At 57.0% G+C, this 12,994-nt stretch carries 12 protein-coding genes; 6 read left to right on the top strand and 6 right to left on the bottom strand.

Annotated elements, in window-relative coordinates:
• Nucleotides 1–51: 51 nt before the first annotated feature.
• The 6 genes from WJU16_RS20015 to hemH all read right to left on the bottom strand — a co-directional run bounded on the left by WJU16_RS20015 (nt 52) and on the right by hemH (nt 6,854).
• Nucleotides 52–1,092 (bottom strand): LysM peptidoglycan-binding domain-containing protein, encoded by a 1,041-nt coding sequence (locus WJU16_RS20015; protein WP_341835182.1) that lies wholly within the window; start codon nt 1,090–1,092, stop codon nt 52–54.
• Between the two features lie 123 nt (nt 1,093–1,215).
• Entirely contained in the window at nt 1,216–2,598 is a 1,383-nt protein-coding gene (locus WJU16_RS20010; RefSeq protein ID WP_341835181.1) for a methyltransferase RsmF C-terminal domain-like protein, read from the bottom strand.
• Between the two features lie 27 nt (nt 2,599–2,625).
• Entirely contained in the window at nt 2,626–4,197 is a 1,572-nt protein-coding gene (locus tag WJU16_RS20005; RefSeq protein WP_341835180.1) for an NAD(P)(+) transhydrogenase (Re/Si-specific) subunit beta, read from the bottom strand.
• 7 nt (nt 4,198–4,204) lie between these two features.
• Nucleotides 4,205–4,513, bottom strand: a complete 309-nt coding sequence (locus WJU16_RS20000; protein WP_333864869.1) for an NAD(P) transhydrogenase subunit alpha — start codon at nt 4,511–4,513, stop codon at nt 4,205–4,207.
• A gap of 25 nt (nt 4,514–4,538) precedes the next feature.
• Complete coding sequence (locus WJU16_RS19995; protein WP_341835179.1) at nt 4,539–5,672, bottom strand: Re/Si-specific NAD(P)(+) transhydrogenase subunit alpha; 1,134 nt, start codon at nt 5,670–5,672, stop codon at nt 4,539–4,541.
• Nucleotides 5,673–5,810: 138 nt separating this feature from the next.
• Nucleotides 5,811–6,854, bottom strand: a complete 1,044-nt coding sequence (gene hemH / locus WJU16_RS19990; protein WP_341835178.1) for a ferrochelatase — start codon at nt 6,852–6,854, stop codon at nt 5,811–5,813.
• A 267-nt stretch (nt 6,855–7,121) separates the two neighbouring features.
• Between hemH and hemA the strand changes: the two genes are divergently transcribed.
• Genes hemA through hemB form a run of 6 tightly spaced genes read left to right on the top strand, consistent with a single transcriptional unit; the run spans nt 7,122 to nt 12,982 of the window.
• Nucleotides 7,122–8,414, top strand: a complete 1,293-nt coding sequence (gene hemA / locus WJU16_RS19985; protein ID WP_341835177.1) for a glutamyl-tRNA reductase — start codon at nt 7,122–7,124, stop codon at nt 8,412–8,414.
• A gap of 14 nt (nt 8,415–8,428) precedes the next feature.
• Nucleotides 8,429–9,346 (top strand): hydroxymethylbilane synthase, encoded by a 918-nt coding sequence (gene hemC / locus WJU16_RS19980; RefSeq protein ID WP_341835176.1) that lies wholly within the window; start codon nt 8,429–8,431, stop codon nt 9,344–9,346.
• Nucleotides 9,330–10,052, top strand: coding sequence for a uroporphyrinogen-III synthase (locus WJU16_RS19975; RefSeq protein ID WP_341835175.1), 723 nt, complete (start codon nt 9,330–9,332; stop codon nt 10,050–10,052). The genes hemC and WJU16_RS19975 overlap by 17 nt, the downstream gene beginning before the upstream one ends.
• Nucleotides 10,049–11,077, top strand: coding sequence for a uroporphyrinogen decarboxylase (gene hemE / locus WJU16_RS19970; protein ID WP_341835174.1), 1,029 nt, complete (start codon nt 10,049–10,051; stop codon nt 11,075–11,077). The genes WJU16_RS19975 and hemE overlap by 4 nt, the downstream gene beginning before the upstream one ends.
• A 1-nt stretch (nt 11,078) precedes the next feature.
• Nucleotides 11,079–11,984 carry an oxygen-dependent coproporphyrinogen oxidase gene (gene hemF, locus WJU16_RS19965; RefSeq protein ID WP_341835173.1) on the top strand — a complete coding sequence of 302 codons (906 nt, stop codon included), beginning with the start codon at nt 11,079–11,081 and terminating at the stop codon, nt 11,982–11,984.
• Nucleotides 11,985–12,010: 26 nt separating this feature from the next.
• The gene (hemB, locus tag WJU16_RS19960) at nt 12,011–12,982 is read left to right on the top strand and encodes a porphobilinogen synthase (protein ID WP_298708452.1); all 972 of its coding nucleotides are present in this window, start codon (nt 12,011–12,013) and stop codon (nt 12,980–12,982) included.
• Nucleotides 12,983–12,994: the final 12 nt, after the last annotated feature.

Genomic DNA, 12,994 nt, shown 5'->3' with positions numbered 1-12,994 from the left:
AGCGGGGCGCCTGGTATCAGGCGCCCCGCTTTTTATGTTCGTGGTTGAAAACTACCGGAGTTCCTCGTAGCTCAGTTCGCAGTAAAAGCGGCCTTCTGTGGAGCCGAGGGCGTCCTGCGCGGCGTCGCTTAATTTGATGATGAGGTTCGCATTGGCTTTGAGCTGGGGGATGGCGTCGAGCACTTTCGCGTAAATGGACCGGCCGGTGAGCGGATTGGTCACTTTCACGATGGTGCCGCGCGGGGCGGTGTTGTGCAAGGCGTAATATTTGCCGGAGCCTACCACTGCATTGCTTTTAAACCAGGAGCCGGGGCCTTTTTCCTTCGTCACGTCGCGACCGTTGCTGGTTTGCTGATTGAACATGGTTTCGAAGCCACCTTCAGGCACTTCGGGCGCACGGCCAATGCTGGTGGGGGCTTTTTCTACCTGGCGGGGCTCGGCGGGCTGGCTTTCCACCACGGCGGGCCTGTTTTCAGGGGCGGGTGTTTGTGCTTTGGGAGCCGGTTTGGTTTCAGGCGCGGGAGCGGGCGGCGGCGTGGCCTGTTTGGTTTCCGCTACGGGCGGCGCGGGCCTGTTTTCGGTGTTCTTCACAACAACCGCCTCTTCCGGAGCGGCCGCGGAGGACTGCGGGAGGATGATGGACTGGCCGTTTCCTTTTACATATCCAACGATCAGAAATGCATCTTTCTGCACACCGTCGCCGGCGAGGCGGTTCCATTCGCGCACATTATCCAGGGGCACTTTGCCGTAGTTGACGTGTATGCGGTAGAGGGTTTCCTTTTCGGCCACGCGATGATACACCGGGCGAACGCCGGAACCCGCATTTTTCGTTTGCACGAAATTATTTTTGTTGAGGGGAATGATGACCGATTTGCCGAGGCTCAGGCCTGCCGCCATATCCATCTTATTCCTTGCCGCAATCTCCTTGGGGCTCAGGCCGTAAGCCCTTCCCAGGCTGTACCAGGTTTCTCCTTTCTTCACGGAATGCGTCAAATAGAGATCGGGCGAAGCGCCACGTACCAACAGCGTATCCTGTGCGGCTACCCTGATCGTACCGGCCATCAACACACCCAACATTACTGACTTTAACATATTTACTAATACTTTAAGGGAACGAATATAAAAGTTTCCATCCAATTTCTGTCCTCCGGCGGGGAAAGTAAATATCCACGCGAATTATGCACATTGTCAAGAACGCCGGAAAGCGCGTCCGTATTATGTTTCCGGCATACCGGATTTCAGGATGCGCATTTCTTTCGGATAGTAATTGTTGACACGGTTGGGGAGGATTTTCGCCCAGCCCAGGTTCATATCCCGGAACCGCATGAGCGCCCAGCCTTTCAGCGCGGCGTCGACCCGGAGGTCTTCCCTGCGAAGATAATGCAATGCATCTTCCAATGAAAGCTCCCGGGCGGGCAAGTCCTGAGAGATGATGGTGCTCATCGCCAGCTGGTGATCCGGAATGAGTTCCTTGTCCGTCAGCTGGCCCGCTTTCACGCCGGCCTTACGGATGTATAACTGTTGCAGCAGCGTGATTTCTTCGGCCACGGCGGGTGCTACCAGCAGGACTTCGCCGTCGTGCGCCATCATGCGGACATCCGCGCCCGGCTTGAGCCAGGGCAGGATGCGCTCCACATCTTTCTTCGCTATTTCCGGGAATTTGTTTTTCCCTTTTTTGGGTGATGCGGCTTCGCCTTCCTTCCGGAGACAGGCGATGAAGAACCCTTCCCCTTTCACTTTATCGGGATAAAACCGGTAACCGGCCGCTTTATGGACGGGCGACTCGGTGGCCACGATATGCCATTCCGGTTGCAGCTGCAACGGCAGTGAAACGAAGTTGTCGTATTCCATGAGCCAGTCGAGCAGCCGCTCATCTTCCTCCCTTGCGTAAGAGCAGGTGGAATAAATGAGGATGCCGCCGGGCTTGAGCGCAGGCAGCGCGTCGGCCAGGATGCGCTGCTGGCGCTGGCTGCAGAGCATTACATTATCATACGACCATTCCTGCACGGCTTCGGGATCGCGGCGGAAGAGGCCGGAACCGGAGCAGGGAGCGTCTACCACCATGAGGTCGAAAAAGTTTTCGAGGCGGGAGAAATCACGCGGGTCGTTGTTGGTCACTACGACGTCCGGCGTACCCCAGCGTGACAAGTTATCCGCCAGCAGCGCGGCTCTCGGGCGGATTACTTCATTGGAAACGAGTATACTCCCGGCCGGCAGCGCCGCCTGGATGAGCGTGCTCTTTCCGCCGGGGGCGGCGCAGAGGTCGAGGGCTTTGAGGGGGGATGACGCCGGGAGCGTTTGCCGCAGGGCTTCTTCCAGGAACATGGACGATGCTTCCTGCACGTAATACGCGCCGGAATGGAATTGCGGATCGAATGTAAAGGAAGGGCGGCTGGAAAGATAGTAGCCACCTTCTGTCCAGGGTACGCGCTGCGCTTCCAGCTGCGGGAATACCGATGTGATATCCTGCGCTTTCTGCGGCATGAGGCGCACGCTGGTAATGCGTTCCGGGGAATTGTGCACCGCCAGGAAAGCGGCGGCGTCATATCCCGGAAGGCCGTTCAATGTATCGATAAATGCCTGTGGTAATGCTGGCAAGGTAAATTTTTACGCAAAGGTAACGATTTACAGCGTCTTCACTTCCGCCACCAGCTGCTGCAATACGGACTTCGCGTCTCCGAACAGCATCGACGTTTTGGGCTGGAAGAACAGCTCGTTCTCGATCCCCGCGTATCCAGGTTTCATACTGCGCTTATTGACGATCACCATCTTCGCCAGTTCCACTTCGAGGATGGGCATGCCGTAAATGGGACTTGCGGGATCGTTTTTGGCGGCGGGGTTCACCACATCGTTGGCGCCCAGCACCAGCACCACGTCCGTATTGGCCATGGCGGCATTGGCGGTTTCCATCTCTTCAAGCTTTTCATACGGCACATCCGCTTCCGCAAGGAGCACGTTCATATGCCCCGGCATGCGGCCCGCTACCGGATGGATTGCATAGTTCACTTCCACCCCTTTTTCCTCCAGCAGTTTTTCCAGTTCATGGCAAACGTGCTGCGCCTGCGCTACGGCAAGGCCATATCCCGGCACGATCATCACTTTGCTGGCATACCGCATCACAACGGCCGCATCGGCGATATTGATTTCTTTGTAATTCCCCTGCTCCTTCACGCCCCCGCCGCCTGCAGCAGCGTGCGCGCCGAAAGATCCTATCAGTACGTTCTTCAGCGACCGGTTCATGGCTTTGCACATGAGGATGGTGAGGATCGTACCGGCAGAGCCGACAAGAATACCGCCTGTCAGCATCACGGGATTATCGTACAGGAATCCGCCGCAGGCCGCCGCCACACCGGTGAAGGAATTGAGCAGCGAAATCACTACAGGCATATCCGCGCCGCCGATCGGCATCACGAACATCACACCATATACGACAGACAATGCGAGTATCCCATAAAACAATGCATTGATCAGCCCCGTTTCGCGCAGTTGCTGAATCTGTATATCCGGCAATACCGTGTTGGGCGGATAGGAAGTCCAGCCGCCTTCGCCGCTGTTGAATTGCTGGTGCACATCATACAGCAACCAGGCGGAAGCGATCACGATCGCGGCCAGCACGGCGAGGTTCACGATATGCTGTCCGTTGAACGAGAAATCTTTCACTTTCCCGTTGAGCTTGCCCCAGGCGATCATACTGCCCGCGAAAGACACGGTGCCGATGATGAGGCCGAGCAGGATAATCAGGTATTTACCGACGGGGTTGCCGAAGCTTTCGGCGATATTGAAATCGCCGGTGGCAGTGGCCTGCCCGATGGCGCTTTTGATGAATTCGCCGATGTTGATGGTGGTATGGCCGTTGGCGAGATGATCGAATTCGACGATGGAAATGAGCATGGCGCAGGCGCCGCCCATACCATTGAATAGGCTCACCATTTCGGGCATGGCGGTCATTTTCACTTTCTTCGCGGCCAATACGCCGACTACGGAGCCGATGAACAGGCCGCCGAAGATCCAGCCGTAGTTGTGCAGGCGTTCTCCGCCTTCTTCGTAAAGGAAAATGGTGCCGATAATGGCGATGAACATGCCGCCCGCCGCGATGAGATTGCCTTTGCGGGCGGTGGCGGGGTTCGACAGCATCTTGAGGCCCACGATGAACGTGATGGAGCCGATAAGGTAAGCGAGCGTCAGTAATCCGGGCATAATGGGCTTATTTCTTCTTTTTAAACATTTCCAGCATGCGGTCTGTCACCACGAAACCTCCCACCACGTTCAGCGTGCCAAGTATTACGGCGAGGAACCCCAGCACGAGGGCCAGCCAGTTATCCGGTTCGGCTTTTCCCATCACGATGATGGCGCCGATGATCACCACGCCGTGAATGGCGTTGGCGCCGCTCATGAGCGGCGTGTGCAACACGGATGGCACCCGGGAGATCACTTCGATCCCCAGGAAAACAGACAGTATCACGATGTATACCATCTCGATATGGAGTTGCAGAAAATCCAGGATTGCGGTCATAATGATTTTGCTATTGGATGAAATATCATAAGGCTGCGGGTTGCAGCTGTTTTACCCGTTCGTTGGTCACCTGCCCGTCGCGCGCGATGCAGGCGCCCTGCACGATATCATCGGCATAATCCGGTTGCCATTGCCCTTCTTTTCCGATGGACAATTTCAGGAAGTTATGCATGTTTTTCGCGTAGAGTTTGCTGGCGTCTGCCGGTGCGGTGCCCGCCAGGTCGGAGTTCCCGATGATGGTGACGCCCTGGTGCAGGATGGTTTCGCCATTCTTCGTGAGCGCGGTGTTTCCGCCGGTGGCGGCGGCCAGGTCGATGATGACGCTCCCGGGCCGCATGGCTTCCACGGCGGCGGTGGAGAGCAATATGGGTGCTGGTTTGCCGGGAATCTGGGCGGTGGTGATCACAATATCCGCTTTGGCGGCGCTTTCGGCGATGCGGGCTTCCTGTTTACGCTTGAATTCCTCCGACTGCTCCACGGCGTAACCGCCGGCTTTTGACGCATCGGCCGCGCCTTCCACTTCCACGAACTTCGCGCCGAGGCTCATCACTTCTTCTTTAACGGCCGGCCTGGTATCGAACACTTCCACAACGGCGCCCAGCCTGCGCGCGGTGGCGATGGCCTGCAGGCCTGCCACGCCGGCGCCGAGGATCAGCACTTTCGCCGGAGGGATACTGCCGGCGGCGGTCATGAACATGGGAAAATAGCGGCCATAGGTGTATGCGGCGAGCAACACAGCCTTGTATCCGGCGATATTCGCCTGGGAACTGAGCACGTCCATGCTCTGGGCGCGCGTGGTGCGGGGGATGGAATCGAGACTGAAAACGGTGAACTGCCGGGCGGCGAGCTGTTGCATGAGGCCGGGGTTATACAGGGGCTGGTACACGCCTGCCCAGATCTTTCCGGGCGCCGCCTGTTCGTAATCCGCCGCATCGGGAGGGCGTATCGACAGCAATGCATCGGCTCCTTTGAGGATTTCTCCCCGGGACTTAAGGGCCGCGCCGGCTTCCCGGTATAATCCGTCCGGATAAAATGCCGCCATGCCCGCGCTTTCCTCCACCCATACTTCCACCTGTTGCTGAACGAGTTGCTTCACGACTTCCGGAACGAGCGACACCCTGTTTTCTCCTGTTTTTTCCTTGAGAACGGCCAAGATCATCGGTGTTGGAATTTAGCTGATGGAATTTAGTGAAAAATTCCGGTCCGGCCGAAATAAATATCTCCGTTTTCGCGCGGTGCGGACATAAAAAAGCCGGCGCATATACACCGGCTTCCCAGATATTTTATATCCTGGTTTTTATACCATGACCGCATCCATTTTCTCGCGGCACAGGATCCCAAGGGTTTTCACCCATTCGGGATGCGTGTTCACGCAGGGGATCATCGTGAAGGAGTCGCCGCCGCTTTCGATGAAAGTGTGTTTTCCTTCCACCGCGATCTCTTCCAGTGTTTCGAGGCAATCCGACACAAACGCCGGGCATACCACCAGCAGCTTTTTCACGCCTTCGCCCGGGAGCGCGCGCAGGCGCTCGTCGGTATACGGCCGGATCCACTCCTCGCGCCCCAGGCGGCTCTGGAAACATAAGCTCCATTTTTCCCGCGGGATACCCAGTTCCTTCGCCACCAGTTCCGCGGTGACGGTCACCTGGTGCCGGTAACATTGTTTATGGGCTTTCGAATCCACATGGCAGCAGTCGTTTACCTTCAGGCAGTGACTGCCAGTGACGTCACCTTTGCGTATATGCCTTACCGGTACACCATGATAACTGAACAGCAGGTGATCGAATTCCTGCTCCACATAAGGCCGCATGCTTTCTGCCAGGGCGTGGATGTAGTCGGGATGGCGGTAGAACGGTTCTATCACCTTCAGTGCGAAGGGATAGCGTTTTTTGCGGTAGATTTCTTTCGCGTATTCGGCCGCCGTTTCGAAGCTGCTCATCGCGTAATGCGGGTACAGGGGCACGAGCACCACGTTTTTCAAACCGGGATGTTCTTTCACCAGTTTATCGAAAGTGAATTCGGGGGAAGGGTTGCCGTATCGCATCATGATTTCAACCGGCATTTCCATATCGTGCTGCAGGGCTTTCTGCAATTGTTTGGTGAGCACGATGAGCGGGGAGCCCTCTTCCCACCAGATACTTTTATATGCTTCCGCGCTTTTCTCCGCACGCTTCGGAACGATCACGCCCCCCACCAGCAACTTGCGCATGAGCCAGGGGTAATCGATCACGCGTTTATCCATCAGGAATTCGAGGAGATATTTCTTCACGTCCGGAACGGCGGTGGAATCCGGCGATCCGAGATTCATGAGCACGATGGCTGTATCAGATGTTGCGACCATAAACTTTGTCAAAATTCATGCGAAATTACGCGCTTTTACAGGTAACTTCCGCATCCACTGTCATTAAATTGTTAGATTCATGCACCTGGAAAAGGCCACGGAAGGGACTTTATCATGACATCCATCATGGCTCTACGTCATGCGAATGTTACAACGCCGTGGCAGCACAGGCTTCAGCCGACTGATGAAAATCATTTTTTGGGAGTGCCTTTCACCATAGGGAGAAATGACATACCGGTGACAGCCTCTGACGTGGTTTTGAAGGGTATGACAGTATTTTTGCACCCGGAAGCTTTTAAGAAAATCATGCAGGTCAAACAGCCTAAAGACATATCGAATTTTCATATCGTTGGGATCAACTATAAGAAAACTGACGCTGCGATCCGGGGACTATTTGCCATAAACCAGGACCAATATCAGCAACTTTTACTGGCAGCGCAAGCTGCCGGCATGCACGATTTATTCGTGCTCTCCACTTGCAACCGCACCGAAATTTATGGTTTCGCCCCCGATCCGGCCGATCTGATGCGGCTCCTGTGCGGCGCCGCCAACGGTAATTTGCAGGTGTTCAACAGCCTGGCGTATGTGAAGTCCGGCGAGGGCGCCGTCCGCCACCTGTACCAGGTAGGCACGGGGCTCGACAGCCAGATCCTCGGCGACTATGAGATCATCGGCCAGATAAAGGGCGCCGCCAAGTTCGCGAAAGCAAACGGGTGTGTGGGTACTTTCCTGGAAAGACTGGTGAACAGCGTGCTGCAGGTTTCCAAGCTCATCAAAAACGAAACCGGCCTCAGCTCCGGCACCGTATCGGTAGCATTCGCCGCCGTGAGGCTGCTGGAAAGCAAGGTGGCTGACATTCAACAGAAAAACATCGTATTGCTCGGTGTCGGCAAAATCGGCCGCAACACCTGCAAGAACATGATGGAATACCTGGGCGTGCGCAATATCACGCTCATCAACCGCACCACGGCCGTGGCGGAAGATTTCGCCGGCAAGCACGGGTTGCGGTATGCTCCTTACGAGCAGCTCGACGATTCCCTGCGCGCGGCCGACGTGATCCTGGTGGCGACCAACGCCTCCCAGCCCACGATCCTCCGCAAACATATGGAAAGCACCGCCGGCAAGCTGATCGTGGATCTCTCCATTCCCTTCAACGTTGCCGCGGACGTGCGCGAGCTTCCCCATGTGGAAGTCGTGAACGTCGACGATCTCAGCAAGATCCAGGACGAAACCCTCGCCCGCCGGCTCAACGAAGTTCCCAAAGCTATCTCCATCATCGAGGAACACATGGAAGAGTTCCTCTACTGGTATAAAATGCGCAAACATGCCGTAGTGCTCAAAGCGGTCAAGGAAAAACTCACCGAGATCCACGCCCGCGAAATCAAAGAGCAGAAAAACGGCGCTCATTATAACCTGGAAGACATCGAGGAAGTTTCTTCCCGCATCATCCAGAAAATGATTAACCTCATGGCCGGCAAAGTGCGCAAGGAAACTGAAAAAGGCGACCAATACATCGCGATGATCAGCGAAATTTTCGAGACCGGCGCAAATCAGGACTAAAAACAATGGACAAGATGATCCGAATAGGCACACGGGATAGCCAGCTCGCCATGTGGCAGGCTAACCTGGTGAAAGATTTATTGACGCAAAACGGCCACGCCGTGGAGCTGGTCCCCATTAAAAGCGAAGGCGACATCGACCTGGTGACGCCCCTTTACGAGATCGGCGTACAAGGCATTTTCACCAAAACCCTCGACATCGCGCTGCTCGCCGGCAAGATCGACGTAGCGGTGCATTCATTTAAAGACGTCCCCACCCAGCTCCCGCAGGGCCTCGTCAACGCCGCCATCCTGGAGCGCGGGCCGGTGAAAGACCTGCTCGTCCACAAAGGCAGCACCGCTTTCCTCGACGATCCCGCTTCCGCAGCCAATATCGCCACCAGCAGCATCCGCCGCAAAGCGCAATGGCTCCGCCGCTATCCCAACCATCAGCTCCACAACCTCCGCGGCAACGTCATCAAACGCCTGGAAAAGTTGGCTTCCGAAAACTGGGACGCCGCCATCTTCGCCGCAGCAGGGCTCGAGCGCATCAACGTTCGCCCGGCAACCTCCCTGGAACTCGACTGGATGATCCCGGCCCCCGCGCAAGGCGCCATTGTGGCCGCCTGCCGGGAAGACAATACGGCCGTACGCGATGCCCTCGCACCGCTGCACCATACCGACACCGCCATCTGCACGACTGAAGAGCGCGGCTTTTTGCGCACCCTCCTCGGCGGTTGCACCACGCCGATCAGCGCCTACGCCTACATCAGCAACGGCGAAATGTTCTTCGAAGGCAGCCTTTGCAGCCTCGACGGCACCCGCTCGTTCCTCACCACCCGCCGCGTCGCCGTTTCGGCCGCCGCCGGCACCGGGCACGACGCGGCGCTTGAAATCCTTTCCCAGGGCGGAGACGCCGTAATACAGGAAATCAGAAATGCCCAACAGCGCTAAATACAGCATATTAAGCACGAAGTCGCTCCAGGAATCGCTGCGCCAGGCCGCCGCCCAACACGGCATTGCTCTGGTAGACCAGCCTTTCATTGACATCCTGCCCGTCCGTTCCCCGGAACTTTCCGCGCGGCTGGCGGAGATCGCACTCGGCGGCCATGTGCTTGTGTTTACCAGTCCGAATACGGTGAAGTCCGTTGCCGGGATCTGGGATTACGGCGCGGAACAAAAGATCTATTGCCTCGGCGGCGCCACCCTGGAAGTGATCCAGGCGGAGATTCCCGGCGCAACGATCCTCGGGACGGCCTCCAGCTCGCTGGAGCTGGCAAAGCAGATTGTGGCCGAAGGGAATATCGGGAAAGTAGTGTTCCTTTGCGGCAACATCCGCCGGAACGAACTGCCGGAGCACCTGCTGACGCACAACATCGCCGTAGAGGAACTTGTTGTATACCAGACCGTGGAAACGCCCGCGGAGCTGGAGGAACGGTTTGACGGGGTGCTGTTTTTCAGTCCCAGCAGCGTTCACAGCTTTTTCCAGCGGAACCTTCCGGACGGGGGGACCGTTTATTTCGCCATCGGCGAAACGACGGGCGCTTCCGTGCAGGCAGCCACCGGCAGGCAGCCGGTCATCGGTGCGGAAGCTTCGGTTCCCGCGCTGGTACAAACAGCCATCGAATATTTTGACAACATCAATAATAGCAACGAATGAACGGATTACAGAACGACCTGCTGCTGAAGGCCCTTTCGGGCAGCCCGGTACCCCGCCCCCCGGTATGGATGATGCGCCAGGCCGGCCGCTTTTTGCCTGACTATATCAAGCTCCGCGATAAATATTCTTTCTTCGAGCGTTGCCAGACGCCCGAACTGGCCACCGAAATCACCGTGATGCCGGTAGACCAGGTAGGGGTAGACGCCGCCATCATCTTCTCCGACATCCTCGTGGTGCCGCAGGCGATGGGCATGGAAGTGCAGCTCGTGGAGAAGGTGGGCCCCCTGCTCCCCCAACCCATCAAATCCGCCGCGGACCTTGGCCGCATTCATATCCCCGACGTGAACGACAGCCTTTCCTACGTGATGGACGCCCTGCGCCTCACGAAGCAAACGCTGGCCGGCCGCGTGCCCCTCATCGGCTTCGCCGGCGCCCCCTGGACGCTGCTTTGCTATATGGTGCAGGGCAAGGGCTCCAAGACGTTTGACGAAGCCAAAGCTTTCTGCTATACCCAACCCGAAGTAGCCCACGAGCTGCTGAACCGCATCACCGAAACCACCATCGCCTACCTGAAAGCGCAGGTGGAAGCGGGCGCCGACGTAGTGCAGATCTTCGACTCGTGGGGAGGCCTCCTCAGCCCGGAAGACTTCGAAAACTTCTCGCTGCAATACATCCGCCGGATCGTGGCCGCGATGCAGGGCGTAGCGCCCGTGATCGTGTTCGCCAAAGGCGCATGGTTCGCTCTCGAAGAAATGGCCGCCACCGGCGCGCAGGGCCTCGGCCTCGACTGGTGCATCAAGCCGGAACTGGCCCGCCAGTTTGCAGGGCCGGGCATCACTTTGCAGGGCAACTTCGATCCCGCGCAGCTCATGAAGCCGATCCCGGAGATCCAGAAATCCGTGAAGAAAATGATCGACGCATTCGGGCCGCAGCGGTACATCGCCAACCTGGGGCACGGCATCCTGCCAAACATCCCTGTGGACCACGCCAAAGCATTCATCGAAGCCGTTAAGAACTATGCATAATATGTCCATAAAAGACCGTTTCGTTCCCTTCATCCACCAGCTGCAAAACGACATCTGCGCCGCACTGGAGCTGGCCGATGGGAAAGCGAAGTTCCGCGAAGACCGCTGGACGCGCCCCGAAGGCGGCGGAGGCATTACCCGCGTGATTTCCGGCGGTAAGGTGTTCCAGAAAGGAGGCGTCAACACCTCCGTGGTGAGCGGGAAACTGCCGCCCGTGATGGCGCAGCAGTTTAAAGTGGCTGACAACAGCAACTTCCTGGCGGCGGGGCTTTCCCTCGTCATCCACCCCGAAAACCCTTACGTACCTACGGTGCATGCCAACTGGCGGTACTTTGAGCTGTACGGGGAAGATGGGCAGATACAGGACAGCTGGTTCGGCGGCGGATCGGATCTTACCCCGTATTACATCCATGAAGAAGACGGCATTCATTTTCACCGTACCTTCAAAGACGCCTGCGGGGCTTATTACGAGCAATACAAGCGCCAGTGCGACGAGTACTTCGTCAACAAGCACCGGAACAACGAAGCCCGTGGTATCGGCGGCGTATTTTACGATTATTTGCGTCCTTCTGCGGAACGTACCGCGGAGGACCTGCTGCAGTTCCAGTTCTCCAACGGTAATGCTTTCCTGCAAGCTTATTTGCCTATAGTGGAGCGGCGGAAAGAGCTGCCTTACGGCGAAGCGCAGGTGGAGTGGCAGGAATACCGCAGGGGCCGTTATGTGGAATTCAACCTGATCCACGACCGCGGCACACTGTTCGGGCTGAAGACAAACGGGCGCATCGAGTCGATACTTATGAGCCTTCCTTCCCGCGCTCGCTGGGAATACGACTACCACCCGGCGGAAGGCAGTCCGGAAGCGGAACTGCTGGAATTCCTGAAGCCGCGCGAGTGGGTAAAACCGTAACAGACGAATTTTAAAATATTTCAGTGATGATCAGAAGAAACAGAATATTGCGCACCTCTCCCGCCATCCGTGCGATGGTAGCGGAAACCATCCTCACCCCAGCCGATTTCATCGCGCCGCTCTTCGTTGTGGAAGGGAAAGGCGTGAAGGAAGAGATTTCCTCCATGCCCGGTTACTTCCGTTATTCGCTTGACGGCACCGTGCAGGAAGCGAAGGAATTGTGGGCGATGGGCATCCGGAGCGTGTTGCTGTTCATTAAATGTGCGGACGAATTGAAAGACAACAAAGGCACCGAAGCCGTGAACCCCGACGGGCTCATGCAGCGCGCCATCAAGGCCGTGAAGGAAGCCGTTCCGGGTATGGTGGTGATGACGGACGTGGCCCTGGATCCGTATTCCAGCTACGGGCACGACGGTATCGTGGAGAATGAAGAGATCGTGAACGACGCCACGGTGGAAGTGCTGGCGCGCATGAGCCTCAGTCACGCCGAGGCCGGCGCGGACTTTGTGGCGCCCAGCGATATGATGGATGGGCGCATCCTCGCCATCCGCGACATCCTCGAAGAAAACAACTTTACCAAAACCGGGATCATGGCCTACAGCGCCAAATACGCCAGCTGCTTTTACGGTCCGTTCCGCGACGCGCTGGATTCCGCACCCGGTTTCGGCGATAAAAAAACCTACCAGATGGATTACGCCAACGCCCGCGAAGCCCTCCGCGAAACGCTGATGGACGTAGACGAAGGCGCAGATATCGTGATGGTGAAGCCCGCCATGGCTTACCTGGATATCATCCGTCTGATCAAAGACAGCGTAACCGTTCCCGTGAGCGCCTACCATGTATCCGGCGAATACGCCATGATCAAGGCAGCGGCGAAAATGGGATGGATCAACGAAGAGAAGGCCATCATCGAAAGCCTCACCAGCATCAAACGTGCCGGGGCGGACCTGATCGCCACGTATTTCGCGAAAGACGCGGTACGCCTGTTAAACCAATAAAACCCTGCAAAG

The sequence above is a fragment of the Chitinophaga pollutisoli genome (assembly GCF_038396755.1).
GTDB lineage: Bacteria > Bacteroidota > Bacteroidia > Chitinophagales > Chitinophagaceae > Chitinophaga > Chitinophaga pollutisoli.
Note: the sequence above shows the minus strand (reverse complement) of the source record. Positions and strands in the feature narration are given on the sequence as shown.